Source organism: Neoroseomonas eburnea, assembly GCF_018129005.1.
GTDB classification, from domain to species: Bacteria; Pseudomonadota; Alphaproteobacteria; order Acetobacterales; family Acetobacteraceae; genus Neoroseomonas; species Neoroseomonas eburnea.
This window is the reverse complement of the sequence record NZ_JAAEDL010000020.1, coordinates 38,872-51,798: the sequence shown is the minus strand read 5'-3', so window position 1 is coordinate 51,798 and position 12,927 is coordinate 38,872. Positions and strand designations below refer to the sequence as shown.

General features: G+C 71.6%; 13 protein-coding genes. 5 read left to right on the top strand and 8 right to left on the bottom strand.

Features of this window, described 5'->3' with window-relative positions; translation table 11 throughout:
* Nucleotides 1–37: 37 nt before the first annotated feature.
* Entirely contained in the window at nucleotides 38–1,213 is a 1,176-nt protein-coding gene (locus tag GXW74_RS18795; protein ID WP_211848081.1) for a diaminopropionate ammonia-lyase, read from the bottom strand.
* A 66-nt stretch (nucleotides 1,214–1,279) separates the two neighbouring features.
* On the opposite strand from GXW74_RS18795, the gene denD reads away from it, so the two are divergent.
* Nucleotides 1,280–2,263, top strand: a complete 984-nt coding sequence (denD, locus tag GXW74_RS18790; RefSeq protein ID WP_211848080.1) for a D-erythronate dehydrogenase — start codon at nucleotides 1,280–1,282, stop codon at nucleotides 2,261–2,263.
* Between the two features lie 3 nt (nucleotides 2,264–2,266).
* Nucleotides 2,267–2,770, top strand: coding sequence for a YqhA family protein (locus tag GXW74_RS18785; RefSeq protein ID WP_211848079.1), 504 nt, complete (start codon nucleotides 2,267–2,269; stop codon nucleotides 2,768–2,770).
* Between the two features lie 61 nt (nucleotides 2,771–2,831).
* Here the strand turns inward: GXW74_RS18785 and GXW74_RS18780 are convergent, their stop codons facing one another.
* On the bottom strand, nucleotides 2,832–3,278 hold the full coding sequence (locus GXW74_RS18780; protein WP_211848078.1) for an acyl-CoA thioesterase: 447 nt from the start codon (nucleotides 3,276–3,278) through the stop codon (nucleotides 2,832–2,834).
* Between the two features lie 121 nt (nucleotides 3,279–3,399).
* On the opposite strand from GXW74_RS18780, the gene GXW74_RS18775 reads away from it, so the two are divergent.
* Both GXW74_RS18775 and GXW74_RS18770 read left to right on the top strand, forming a co-directional pair.
* Complete coding sequence (locus GXW74_RS18775) at nucleotides 3,400–4,368, top strand: Bug family tripartite tricarboxylate transporter substrate binding protein (RefSeq protein ID WP_211848077.1); 969 nt, start codon at nucleotides 3,400–3,402, stop codon at nucleotides 4,366–4,368.
* Nucleotides 4,369–4,538: 170 nt separating this feature from the next.
* Entirely contained in the window at nucleotides 4,539–5,507 is a 969-nt protein-coding gene (locus tag GXW74_RS18770; protein WP_211848076.1) for a Bug family tripartite tricarboxylate transporter substrate binding protein, read from the top strand.
* Here GXW74_RS18770 and GXW74_RS18765 read toward each other — a convergent pair whose 3' ends face one another.
* A complete protein-coding gene (locus GXW74_RS18765; protein ID WP_211848075.1) occupies nucleotides 5,508–6,080 on the bottom strand; it encodes a TetR/AcrR family transcriptional regulator in 573 nt (190 codons plus the stop codon).
* A 32-nt stretch (nucleotides 6,081–6,112) separates the two neighbouring features.
* On the bottom strand, nucleotides 6,113–7,300 hold the full coding sequence (locus GXW74_RS18760) for a M20 family metallopeptidase (RefSeq protein ID WP_211848074.1): 1,188 nt from the start codon (nucleotides 7,298–7,300) through the stop codon (nucleotides 6,113–6,115).
* Between the two features lie 208 nt (nucleotides 7,301–7,508).
* Between GXW74_RS18760 and GXW74_RS18755 the strand changes: the two genes are divergently transcribed.
* A complete protein-coding gene (locus GXW74_RS18755; protein WP_211848073.1) occupies nucleotides 7,509–9,119 on the top strand; it encodes an ABC transporter substrate-binding protein in 1,611 nt (536 codons plus the stop codon).
* 141 nt (nucleotides 9,120–9,260) lie between these two features.
* Here the strand turns inward: GXW74_RS18755 and GXW74_RS18750 are convergent, their stop codons facing one another.
* The 4 genes from GXW74_RS18750 to GXW74_RS18735 are packed head-to-tail and all read right to left on the bottom strand — an operon-like array spanning nucleotide 9,261 to nucleotide 12,903.
* Nucleotides 9,261–10,232 (bottom strand): tripartite tricarboxylate transporter substrate binding protein, encoded by a 972-nt coding sequence (locus GXW74_RS18750; protein ID WP_211848072.1) that lies wholly within the window; start codon nucleotides 10,230–10,232, stop codon nucleotides 9,261–9,263.
* Nucleotides 10,233–10,266: 34 nt separating this feature from the next.
* The gene (locus GXW74_RS18745) at nucleotides 10,267–11,142 is read right to left on the bottom strand and encodes a fumarylacetoacetate hydrolase family protein (RefSeq protein WP_211848071.1); all 876 of its coding nucleotides are present in this window, start codon (nucleotides 11,140–11,142) and stop codon (nucleotides 10,267–10,269) included.
* A gap of 13 nt (nucleotides 11,143–11,155) precedes the next feature.
* Nucleotides 11,156–11,464, bottom strand: a complete 309-nt coding sequence (locus GXW74_RS18740) for a zinc ribbon domain-containing protein YjdM (protein ID WP_211848070.1) — start codon at nucleotides 11,462–11,464, stop codon at nucleotides 11,156–11,158.
* An 11-nt stretch (nucleotides 11,465–11,475) separates the two neighbouring features.
* Nucleotides 11,476–12,903, bottom strand: coding sequence for an amidase (locus GXW74_RS18735; protein ID WP_211848069.1), 1,428 nt, complete (start codon nucleotides 12,901–12,903; stop codon nucleotides 11,476–11,478).
* Nucleotides 12,904–12,927: the final 24 nt, after the last annotated feature.

Below are 12,927 nucleotides of genomic sequence, written 5' to 3'. Positions count from 1 at the left end.
TAACCGGACGCCTTTGCAGAGAGATTACAGAGCGATGTCAGTCTGATGAAGGGACATGTCCGACGAGGCGCGCATAAACCTGCGGATCCGTGGCGCCTTCGGTGCCGAAGAGCAGGATCCGGCTGGCTTCCTCCAGTCCCAATGCTGCGCGCGCGAAGGGTTCCTGCGCCGCCAGCAGCAGGGCGGCGAGGCCCGCCACCGCGCTTTCGCCCGCCACCACCGGCGGCGTGCGGGCGGCGAGCGCCTTCATGCAGTCCACCGCGCTCTCGTCCGGCACGGCCATGAAGGCGTAGGCGCCGCGCTCCAGCTCCTGCCAGGCGAGCAGCGAGGGTTCCCCGCAGGCGAGGCCGGCCATCAGCGTGTCGAGCTCGCCCCCGATGGTGGTCGGCTGCCCGGCCTCGGCGCTGGCGAGCAGGCAGGCGGCCTTCTCGGGCTCGGCGACGACGATCTTCACGCCGCTGCCGAAGCGCGCGCGCATCTGCGTGGACACCGCGGCGGCCACGCCGCCCACGCCGCCCTGGACGAAGACATGGGTGGGCGCCTGGCCGAGCTGGTCCGCGGCCTCGTCGGCCATGACGCGGTAGCCCTGCATCACGTCGCGCGGAACCTCGGTGTAGCCGGCATAGGAGGTGTCGGAGACGACGAACCACGTGTTCGCGTCGGCCTGCTTCTGCGCTTCCCGCACCGCGTCGTCGTAGTTGCCGGGGACGACCCGGATCTCGGCACCCCATTTCGCGATGGCGTCGCGGCGGCCCTGGCTGACATGCTCATGGACGAAGATGACGCAGCCCGCGCCGAAGCGCTGGGCGCCCCAGGCGACGGAGCGGCCATGGTTGCCGTCGGTCGCGCAGCAGACGGTGATGGCGCGGGTGGCCTCCTTGTAGGTGCCGTCCATCAGCTCGGCGGCGGTGGCGGCATTGGCGACGCCGCGCCTGGCCAGTTCGCCCTGGAGCAGGCGCATGACCGCATAGGCGCCGCCCAACGCCTTGAAGGAACCAAGGCCGAAGCGCCCGCCCTCATCCTTGTAGCGGACCGCGCCCACCCGGGCGGCGGCGGCGGCGTCCGGCAGGTCCACCAGCGGGGTCGGCGCATAGCCTGGCCAGGAGGCGATCTCCGCCTTCGCGCGGCGGAAGGCGCCGTCGGGCAGGACGACGATCCCCGGGGTGCCGTGCTGGCGGTTGATAAGGAATCGGAACGGACGGGTCGGGATCATGGTGGCCCATATTGCGCCGGCGCGCGCCCCGCGCCAAACCGGGACGAGGACCGGAGAGGGCGCGGCATGAAGATCACCATCCTGGGCGGCGGCGGGTTCCTGGGCCGCAAGCTGGCGGCACGGCTGGCCAGGGACGGGGCGCTGGGCGGCAGGTCCATCACGGGCCTGACGCTGTTCGACCTCGCAGCCCCGGCGCCGCTCGCCGCCCCCTTCCCGGTGCAGTGCCTGGGCGGCGACGTGGCCGACCCGGCGGCGGTGGCGGCGGCCATCCCGGCGGGGACGGAGCTGGTCTTCCATCTCGCCGCCGTGGTCAGCGCCGCGGCGGAGGCCGATTTCGACCTCGGCATGAAGGTGAACCTGCATGGCACGCTGGCGGTGCTGCAGGCCTGCCGCGCACTGGGGACGAAGCCGCGGGTGATCTTCACTTCCTCCGTCGCCTCCTTCGGCGGCGGGCAGGAGGCGGTGGTGCCCGATGACGGCCGCCAGGTGCCGACCAATTCCTATGGCGCGCAGAAGGCGATCGGCGAGCTGCTGCTGCAGGACGCGACGCGCAGGGGCTTCCTCGATGCCGTCAGCATCCGCCTGCCGACGGTGATGGTGCGGCCGGGGCGGCCGAACAAGGCCGCGTCCTCCTTCGTCTCGGCCATCATCCGGGAGCCGCTGCTCGGGCTTGCCACCGACTGCCCGGTGCCGCCGGAATTCGCGGTGTGGATCTGCTCCCCGCGCAGCAGCATGGAGTGGTTCCTGCACGCGGCGACGATGGACACCGCCGGCCTCGGCACAGATCGCGGCATCAATCCGCCGGGGCGCAGCGCGACGGTGGCCAAGCTGCTCGCGGCGCTGGAGGCCGTCGCCGGCCGCGAGGCCCGCGACAAGGTCGGTTTCGCCTTCGACAGGGAGGTGTTCGACATCGTCGTCGGCTGGCCGGCCGCCTTCGAGGCCAAGCGCGCGCGGCGCCTCGGCTTCGCCGAGCAGGAGTCGCTCGAGGACCTGGTGCGCGCCTTCATCGAGGACGACCTCGCGGCCACCCGCGCCGATCGCGGGCTCTGAGCCATGGAGCGGCTGATCGAGCGCCTCATCGTCGTCAGCCGCTGGGCGCTGGTGCCCTTCTATCTCGGGCTGGTGCTCGCGCTGTTCACGCTGCTCGCGGCCTTCCTGCGCGAACTGCATTCGGCCGTCACCAACGCCATGACCTTCTCGGAGCACCAGGCGATCGTGAAGGTGCTGTCCATGGTCGACCTGACGCTGATGGCCGGGCTGGTCGTCATCGTCATCTTCTCCGGCTACGAGAACATCGTCTCCCGCATCGACCCCGGCGGCACGCGGGACTGGCCGGCCTGGCTGACCACGGTGGATTTCGGCGGGCTGAAGAAGAAGCTGTTCGCCTCGATGGCCGCGATCTCCGCCGTGACCATGCTGAAGGCGCTGATGAAGCTGGAGGAGACGGTCAGCGAGACGCAGCTCTATTGGCTCGTCGTCATCAACCTGGTCTTCCTGCTCGGCTACCTCCTGATGGCGGTGGCGGACTGGTTCGCCGCCAAGGCGCCGAAGGGCTGAACGCGGCGGCCGCGCGCGAAGGCAAGGCCCTGACGCCGGTCGGCGGATAGGCCGACCGGCGTCAGACCTCGGCCACCGCACCGTCGCGGTCGGCCATCAGGCGGCGCATCGGCTCGGTGATCTCGGCCTTCCTTCCCGTGGCGTTGTCGATGACGACGCAGAGCGCGCGCGCCGAGCACAGCAGCCCATCGCGCCACATCGCGTACTGGTGCACGAAGGAGGAACGGCGGAAGGATGCCGTCCGCGCGGTCAGCAGCACGCCGTCGCGGAAATGGCCGGGGCGGTGGTACTTCACCTCCAGCGAGCCCACCACCGGGCCCGGCGCGTCCGGGGCGAAGGTGCCGCCGGCGCCGAGCCACCATTCGATGCGCATGTCCTCGAACAGCGTCAGGTAGGCGGCGTGATTGACGTGCGCGTAGATGTCGCATTCCGCCCAGCGGATCGTGTGCTCGCGCCAGAGCGCCCATTGTCCCTCGACGTCGAAGCGGTCGCGCAGTGTCGCGTCCATGCCCTGGTTCCTGCCCGTGTGGTCGCCGATTGTGCGGCGGCCCGCGGCGCGGGGAAAGCCGCCGCTTGATCCGCGCCCCGCGGGGCGCGAGGCTCCCCGGATACGAATACGGGGAAACGCCATGATCGCGCGCCGCCACCTGCCCCTCGCCGGGCTCGGCCTTTCGTTGCCTGTCCTCCGCCACGCCCATGCGGCCTGGCCGGCGGACCGGCCGATCGAGGTCATCGTCCCCTTCCCGCCCGGCGGCGGCGTCGACGCGGTGGCGCGCTTCGCCACGCACCAGGTCGCGCCGCTTCTGCCCGGCGCGCGCTTCGTCGTCAGCAACCGCCCCGGCGCCTCCGGGCAGCTCGGCATGGAGGCGATCTTCAACGCGGCGCCGGACGGGCATACCATCGGCGCCATCGGCAGCCTCAACGTCTCGACCCTACCGCTGGAACGGCCGGTGCGCTGGAAGGCGGAGGAATTCACCTACATCGCCAATATCGTGGACGATGCCTGCGGGCTGTGGGTGCTGGCCGGTTCGCCGCTGCGCAACCTCGGCGACCTGGTGGCGGCGCTGAAGCGCAGCCCGGAAAGCGTCTCGGTCGGCAGCGCCGCGGGGGTCGGCTCCGACGACCACCTGGTGCTGCTCGGCCTCGAGGAGAAGGCGGAGGTGCGCGCCCTTCACGCGCCGTTCAACGGCACGGCGCAGGTGCAGCGGGACCTGCTCTCCGGAGCGGTGAACGTCGCCTCCTTCAACATGAGCGAGGGCATCGTGCTGATGCGGGAGGGCAAGATCCGCTGCCTCGGCCAGGCTTCCCCGCAGCGCTGGTCGGCCGCGGCGGAGGTGCCGACCTTCCGCGAGCAGGGCTTCGACGTGGTGATCGGCTCCGCCCGCGGCATCGTCGGCCCGCCGGGCTTCCCGCCCGAGGCCGCGCGCGCGATGGAGGCGGCATTCGCCGCGGCCTTCGCCGACCCGGCCTTCACGCGCGACGCGGAGCGCGTCTCCCTGCCGCTGCGGCCGCTGGTGGGCGCGGCCTATCGCGACATGGTGCTGGCGGAAGGCGAGGTTGTGCGCGCCATGTTCGCCCGCAGGCCGTGGCGGCGCTGAAATCCTTGCGGCAGCGAACCGGCGCCGCCTGGAGCGGTTTCCGTTCGCCCTGGCTCACGGCAACCGCTCCAGCCCTTTGTTCTCGCGAGCATCTTTGCCCGATCAGGCGATTCCACCTGATCGGGATCTGCTCTAGCCTCCCCGCAACGAGACCTGGGAGGACAACAGACATGACCACGCGTCGCGCCCTGCTTGCCGGGGCCGGAACCCTTGCCGTGCCGGCACCGTCATGGGCGCAACCCGCCTGGCCCGCAGACAAGCCGGTGGAGGTCATCGTGCCCTTCCCGGCCGGCGGCGGGGTGGACGTGATGACCCGCCTCGTCATGCCCCTGATCGCCGTCCAGATCCCCGGCTTCCGGCCGGTGGTGGTGAACCGCACCGGCGCCGCCGGGCAGATCGGGCTGGAGGCGACCTTCAACTCGCCGGCCGACGGCTACGTGCTCGGCGCCACCACCATCCCGGCGCACAACGCGATCCCGCTGGAGCGCCAGGTGCGCTACCGCGCGATGGACTTCACCTTCCTCTGCAACATCGTCGAGGATGCGAACTGCTTCTATGTGCGCGCCGAGAGCCCCTTCCGCACCGTCGCGGACGTGGTCGCCGCGGCACGGGCGCGGCCGGGCCAGGTCACCTACGGCACCACCGGCATCGGCAGCGACGACCACCTCTTCATGCTGGCCTTCGAGTCCGCCGCGAACGTGCCGCCCATGGTGCAGGTGCCCTTCGCCGGCGCCGCCCCGCTCATCCCCCAGCTGCTCGGCGGGAACATGGACCTGGCGGTGCTGAACGTGAACGACGCGCTGCAACTGAAGCGGGAAGGAAAGCTGCGCATCCTGGCGCAGGGCGCGGCGCGCCGCCAGCCGGAAGCGAACGACGTGCCGACCTTCCGCGAGGCCGGCTTCGACATCGTCGGCGGCGCGTCGCGCGGCATCGTCGGCCCGCCGGGCATGCCCGCGCCGATCGTCGCGCGGCTCGAAGCCGCCTTCCGTGCCGCGTTGAACGACGAAGGCTTCCGGCGCGAGGCGGAGCGGCAGTTCATGCCCCTGCGGCCACTGGTCGGCGCGGAATACCGCGCCTTCGCGCAGGGCGTGGACGACAGCCTGAAGCGCCTGTGGCAGGTGCGGCCCTGGCGCGGGTGATCAGTGCCGCCTCGGCAGGCGGTCGAGCCAGCCGAGGTTGCGGCGCAGGAAGCCGCGGGTGCGCTCCAGCACGGCCGAGTTGTCGTGCTGCCAGACGGGCAGCGTGCGGAGGAACAGCAGGGTCAGCCCCACCTCCTCCGCCTGGCGCGGCAGGCCGCGCGCATCCAGCCGCGCGGCGTCGAGCGCCCAGTGGATCAGCCGCGACAGGCTGAAGACCATCGGCACCCAGTGGTGCGGATGCGACGGGTGCAGCTTGGCGCGCAGCATGGCGCCGGCGACGGCGCGGTGCGCGCCATGGGCGGCGAACCAGCGCATCAGCACCGTCTCCATCCGCGCCGAGGCCGGGTCCCCGGAATCGGGCGGGTCGCCCTCCAGCATCGCGGCCAGCGCCCGGGCGAACCAGGCGTCGGCGATGGCGTCGGCATCGCGGTAGTGTTGCAGAACCGCCGCGAGGGGTACGCCGGCGCGCGCGGCGACGGCGTGGAGGCGAAGGTCGTACCACCCCGAGGCCTCCGCCTCCATCAGGGCGGCGTCCAGGATGCGCTGGGCGGATGCGGGGTCGGCTTCCGGCATGGCGGCGGGCTCCTCACCCGCCGCATGTGGGGTCAGAGGCCGGTCTGCTCCAGCCTCAGGATGGCGCGCGCCATCGCCTGGGCCCGCGGCACGAAGCTCTCCACCTCCAGGTACTCTTCCGGGCTGTGGGCCTTGCCGCCGACCGGTCCCACGGCGCAGAGCGTCGGCACGCCGAGCGCCGCGGTGAAGCCGGAATCCGCGCAGCCGCCGGTGAACTCGCCTTCCACCTTGAGCCCGCTATCCGCCGCCGCCTTCTGGTAGACGGCGAAGACGCGGTCCGAGGCCGGCGTCGGGTTGAGCGGCAGGAACTCGCCCTTGACGGTCAGCACCGCCCTGGTGCCCGGGACGTAGGCGCGGGCGACGATATCGTGGATCTTGCCCATGATCTCGTCGCGGTCGGCGGGCTCGACATAGCGCAGGTCGATCTGGAACTGGCAGTTCGGCGCGGTGGTGTTCACGCTCTGCCCGCCCTGGATCAGGCCGACATTCAGCGTGATGCCGCGCTTGAGGTCGGTCAGCGCGTGGATGGCGACGATCTTGTGCGCCGCTTCCCCGATCGCGCTGATGCCGGCTTCGAAATTGCCGCCCGAATGCGCGGCCTTGCCCTCGATGTCGACGACGGAGAAGACGCCGCCCTTGCGCGCCTTCACGACGTTGCCGGAGGCGCGGCCGGGCTCGCTGTTGAAGACGACGCGGGCATTCTTCGCCTCGGCCTCGATGACCGGGCGGCCTTCGGGGCTGCCGATCTCCTCGTCGCCGGTGAAGAGGCCGACCAGCGGTCCCGGGGCGCCGCCGAACTTCCTGAAGGCGGCAAGGACGAACATGTTCATCACGATGCCGGCCTTCATGTCGGCGACGCCGGGGCCGGTGGCGATGCCGTTCTCGATGCGGAAGGGGCGGCGTTCGGGCTCACCCTTCGGGAAGACGGTGTCGCGGTGGCCCATCAGCACGATGTTGCTGCGCTGGTTGCCGGTGCCGAGGGCATGGCCGCCATCGACGATGCCGCGGATGCAGTCGCCGTGCTTCTGCTGCGGCAGGACCTCGGTCGCGATGCCGTGGGAGTCGAGGAAGCGCTTCACCTGCTGGCCGGTGCGATCGACGCCGGCCTTGTCGTAGGAGCCGCCGTCGGTGTTCACCATCTCGGCCAGTTCGGCGAGCATCGCCTCCTTCTGGCTGGCGAGCCAGGCGGTGATCTTCGCTTCCGGTCCGTCGGCGGTCATGCGGGTGAATCCTCTCTGCGTGTCGGTCCGGCGCCATTGAAACCCTGGCGGGCGCCGATGCAAGGGCGGGGGGTTGCGGGCCCCCGCCCCCACGGACAACCGCAAGGCACATCCAGCGGCGACCCGCAGGGTTCACCGGAACGTCCGCGGCCTGTCACGGGGCGCGCCTAGCGTCCTGGCCCGTTTGCACGCAACGGAGCAGAACGCCATGACGCTGAATCGCAGAAACCTCCTCGCCGGCCTCGCGGCGGCCGGCACATTGCCGCGCATCGCTCTCGCCCAGGGCGACACCCGGCCGGGCGTGACGATCGCGGTGCAGGTCATCAGCACCTCCGGCACGCTGGAGCCGATGCGCGAGCAGTCCAATGTCGGCTTCCGCATCATGCCCTCCTTCTCCGAGCCGCTGATCGGCATCGACTGGCAGGTGACGGAGCGCGCCGAGCCGGTGCTCGCCACCGCCTGGCGGCGGATCGACGCGAAGACGCTGGAGCTGACGCTGCGCGAGGGCGTGGTGATGCATGACGGCCGCACCATGACGGCCGAGGACGTCGCCTTCACCTTCTCGCGCGAACGCATGTGGACGGGGCTTGCCGCCGACAGCCGCGGGCTGTTCGTCTCCACCACCGCCGGCCAGGGCGGCAAGACGCCGCCGCCGGAGGCGGTCGCCATCTCCCGCGCGCATTTCCCGGGCTTCGAGAAGATGGAGGTGGTCGATGCGCGCACCGTCCGCTTCGTGAACTCGGTGCCGGACGTGACGCTGGAAGGGCGGCTGACGCGCACCTCCGGCGCCATCTTCTCCCGCGCCGCCTTCGACGCGGCGCCGAGCTGGCTCGACTGGGCACGCAGGCCGGTCGGCACGGGGCCCTATCGCATCGTCGAGCACCGGCCCGGCCGCGACCTGCTGCTGGAGGCGCATGACGCCCATTGGGGCGGGCGGCCGCCGCTGAAGTCGATCCGCCTGGTGGAAGTGCCCGATGTCGCGGCGCGGGTGAACGGGCTGCTCGCCGGCGACTACGACTTCATCTGCGACCTGCCGCCGGACCAGATCGGCGGCGTCGAGCGCAGCGCCCGGCACGAGGTCGTCGGCGGGCCGATCAACAACATCCGCCTGATCGTCTGGGACAAGACGCATCCGGTGCTGGCCAACCCGCTGGTGCGCCGCGCCATGTCGCACGGCATCGATCGCCAGGCGATCGTGGACAGCCTGTGGGGCGGGCGCACCACCGTGCCGCGTGGCCTCCAGTGGGAGGTTTACGGCGAGATGATGATCCGCGACTGGGAAGCGCCGCGCTTCGACCCCGCCGAAGCGCGCCGCCTGCTGCGCGAGGCCGACTACCGCGGCGAGCCGATCCCCTATCAGCTCCTGAACAACTACTACACCGGGCAGGTCGCGAGCTCGCAGATCCTGGTGGAAGGCTGGCGCCAGGTCGGGCTCAACGTGCAGATCGAGATGAAGGAGAACTGGGGGCAGATCCTCGGGCGCTTCCCGGGGCGCGGGCTGTGCGACAATTCCAACACCGCGGTGTTCAACGACCCGGTCGCGCCGATGTCGGTCTACGGGCCGGGCGGGCAGACCTGGGCCGCCGGGCAGTGGCAGAACGAGGAAGCGCCGCGCCTGCTCGATGCGCTTCAGGTGGAAACCGATCTCGGCAAGCGCCGGGCCGCCTTCCGGCGGATGCTGACGCTGACCGAACGGGAAGACCCCGCCTACACCGTGCTGTTCCAGACGGCGAACTTCACGGGGAAGCGGCGCGACCTTCCGTGGCGGGCATCGAAGTCCTTCGTGATGGATTTCTCGCGGCGGAACTGGGGTGCCTGAAGGAAGGTCGGGGGAGGGGAACCTCCCCCGAACCCCCTCCCTTCCTTGTCACTTGGGAACTGACATCGGAGGTCAGTCCCCAAGTGACAAGGAAGGTTGAGGGGGGTCCCGGGGGGAGAAGTTCCCTTCTCCCCCCGCCCTTCACTCGATCTTCCCCAGCGCCCGCACCACCCGCACCAGGCGCGCCGCGTCCTCCGTGTAGAAGCGGAGGAACGCCTCCCCGTCCCGATGGTCGAGCGTATTGCCGCTCGCCGCCATGGCGCGACGAAACTCGGGATCCCCGGCCACCTGGCGCGACGCGTCGCGGATGCGCGCGATGACCGCCGCCGGCGTCGCAACAGGCGCGAAGAGCCCGACCCAGATGTAGAACTCGCAATCCGGGAAGCCCTTCTCGATCAGCGTCGGCACCTCCTCGAAGCCGGCGAGCCGCGTGCGGCCCCAGGTGGCGAGCGGGCGCAGCGTGCCGTTGCGGATATGCGGTGCCACCGGCCCCGGGCCCGACGCCATGCACTGCACCTGCCCGGCGAGCAGCGCCGTCAGCGCCGGCCCGCCGCCCTGGAACGGCACGTGCAGCATGTCGAGCCCGGCAGCCTGGGCGAGCTGCGCCATCGGCACATGCAGCGCGGAGTAGTTGCCGGCCGAGGAATAGGAGACCTGCCCCGGCCGCCGCTTCACCTCGGCAATGAACTCCTCGACGGTGCTAATCGGGCTGGCGGCGGGCACGACGAGCAGGGTCGGGTCGGCGGCGAACAGGGTGATCGGCGCGAGCATGTCCGGCGTGTAGGTCGGCTCGCGCCCGTTCACGCGCGCGGCCTCCGGCAGCAGCGCCATGGAGGAGAGCGCCATCAGCAGCGTGTAGCCATCCGGCGTGGCGCGGGCGACGGCGGCATTGCCGATGGCGCCGGCGGCGCCGCCGCGGTTCTGGATCGGCACGGCGACCCGCCAGATGCGTTCCAGCGCCGCGGCCACCGGGCGGCCCACCACATCCGCCTGCCCGCCGGGCGGGAAGGCCACGACGATGGTCACGGGGCGCGACGGGAAGGCCTCCTGCGCCGTCGCCTGGCGCGCGAAGGCGGCAGCGGCGGCGGAGCCGATCAGGACGCGACGCTTCATTCTTGCTTCCTCCCCAGGATGGTCTTGGTTCAGGTCACGCGACGGGGTTCTCCAGCACACCGATCCCCGGCACCTCGATGCGCACCTTGTCGCCCGGCTTCAGGAATCGCGGCGGGGTGAAGCCGATGCCGACGCCGGCCGGCGTGCCCGTCGCGATGATGTCGCCGGGCTCGAGCGTGATCGCCGCGCTGATGGTCGCGATCAGGGTGGGGACGGCGAAGATCAGGTCGTCGATGGTGGCGCGCTGCCGCAGCTCGCCGTTGACCCAGGTGGAGATGGCGAGCCGCGGCGGCGTGCCGGCGGCATCCGCCGTGACGATCGCGGGGCCCATCGGGCAGAAGCCGTCGATCCCCTTGCCGAGGATCCACTGGCGGTGCCGGTGCTGCAGCGTCCGCGCGGTGACGTCGTTGACGATGGTGTAGCCGAAGACATGGGCATAGGCGTCGGCTTCGCGGATGCCGCGGCCGCGGGTGCCGATGACGACGGCGATCTCGCCCTCGTAGTCCGTGCTGTTCGACGTATCGAGGAAGGACGGGATCGGGTCGTGCGGGCCGATCACGCTGGTGGGCGGCTTGCTGAAGACGACCGGCGCTTCCGGCACCACCTCCTTCGCCGTCGCGTCGAAGCCGGAGGAGGCGAATTCCTTCGCGTGCTCGTGGTAGTTCTTGCCGACGCAGAAGATGTTCTTCGCCGGGCGGGGAATGGGGGCGAGGATGGTCGCGCCCTCGGCGACCGGGGCCTTGTCCTCCGCGGCGCGCGCGGCGGCGAGCGCGGAGGGGCCGGCGGCGATCAGCGCCAGCATGTCGCGCGGCATGGCGGCATCCGCGGCGGCGAGGTCGAGCACCTTCCCCGCCTCGTCCAGCGTGCCGATGCGCGTGCCCTTGCCGTCCCTGAACGTCACCAGCCGCATGCCGCTTCCCCCTTCAGCGCTTGCGCACGAACTCCGTGCGCAGCACGAGACCCTTGATGCCTTCGTAGCGGCAGTCGATCTCCTCGTCATTCCCCGTCAGGCGGATCGACCGGATCACCGTGCCCTGCTTCAGCGTCTGGCCGGCGCCCTTCACCTTCAGGTCCTTGATGACGGTGACCGAATCGCCGTCGGCCAGTGCATTGCCGGCGGAATCGCGCACCACGCGCTGGCTGGCCGCGGCGGCGGCGGCAGCCACCTCCGAGGCAGGGCGCCATTCGCCGGTCGCTTCGTCATAGACGTAGTCGTCGCTGTCGTTGGTCATGTCGGGCCCCTTCAGCACTGCTGTGCCGCGGTCATCAGGCCGGCCTCGGCCGGCTCGGCCAGGGGCAGCGTCGCCGCGCGCTCCAGCGCCCGCGCGCCACGGAAGGCGAGGTCGTCGCGATAGAGCGCGGCCACCACCTGGACCGCGCGCGGCATGCCTTCGCCATCCAGCGCCACCGGCACGGAGATCGCCGGCTGGCGCGTCAGGTTGAAGGCGAAGGTCCAGGGCGCCCAGTCGCGCCACAGCGCCTCGGTCGGCCTGATCGTCGGCTGGTCGGCGGCGAAGGCGGCGGTCGGCGTGCAGGCGGTCAGCACCAGGTCGTAGCTCTGGTGGAAGCGCGCCATGGCGTGGGCGGCTTCCAGGCGCATGGCTTCCGCGGCCAGGTAGTCCACCGCCGACATGCCGCCTTCCTTCTGCGCCACTTCGAGCATGCCGGCATCGAGCAGTTCGCGCTTCTCCTCCGGGATGGTGGCGACGACGCGGGACAGCGCGACGCCCCAGACGCGCCCGAAGATCGCGCGCGTGTCGGGCAGGCCGGGGTCGGCCTCCTCGACGATGGCGCCCTGCTCGGCGAGCATCTGCGCAGCGCCGGCGAGGACGGCCTCGCCATCGGCATCGAGCGGCGGCTCGAAGCCCATGCGGCGCACGACGGCGACGCGCAGGCCGGCGACGCCGTCCTCGATCCCCTGCCGCCAGTCGCGCGCTTCCTCCGGCAGGCAATAGGGGTCGCGCAGGTCGAAGCGCGCCATGGCCGAGAACATCAGCGCCGCGTCGCGCACCGTGCGCGTCATCGGCCCCGCCACCGCCACATGGCCGAAGGCCCCGAGCGGCCATTGCGGGATGCGCCCGAAGCTGGGCTTCACGCCGACCAGGCCGCAGAAGGCGGCCGGGATGCGGATCGACCCGCCGGCATCCGTGCCGATGTGCAGCGGGCCGAAGCAGGCGGCACCGGCCGCGCCGGCGCCGGAGGAGGACCCGCCCACGGTGCGCCGCGGATTCCACGGGTTGCGCGTGATGCCGTGGAGCGGGCAATCGCCGGGGGACTTCCAGCCGAATTCGGTCGTCGTCGTCTTGCCGAGGATGACGGCGCCCGATTCCTTGAGCCCCATGACCGCGGGCGCGTCCTCGGTGGCGGGCGTGGTGTCGGTCACGCGGCTGCCGCGCCGCGTCGGGAAGCCCGCGAGGTTCAGCAGGTCCTTCACCGTGGCCGGCACCCCGTCCAGCGGCCCGATCGGGCGCCCGGCGGCCCAGCGTGCCTCGCTTTCGCCGGCGGCCTGCAGGGCGCGCGGGTTCATCGCCGCGAAGGCGTTGACCCAGGGATTGTGGCGGGCGACGCGCTCCATCACGGCCTTCAGCGCCTCGACCGGCGAGAGGGCACGGCGGGCGTAGAGGCCGAGCAGCGTCTCGGCGGACATCTGGGCGGGGTCGGTGTCGCTCATGCCGAGCGCGGGACGAAGGTGCAC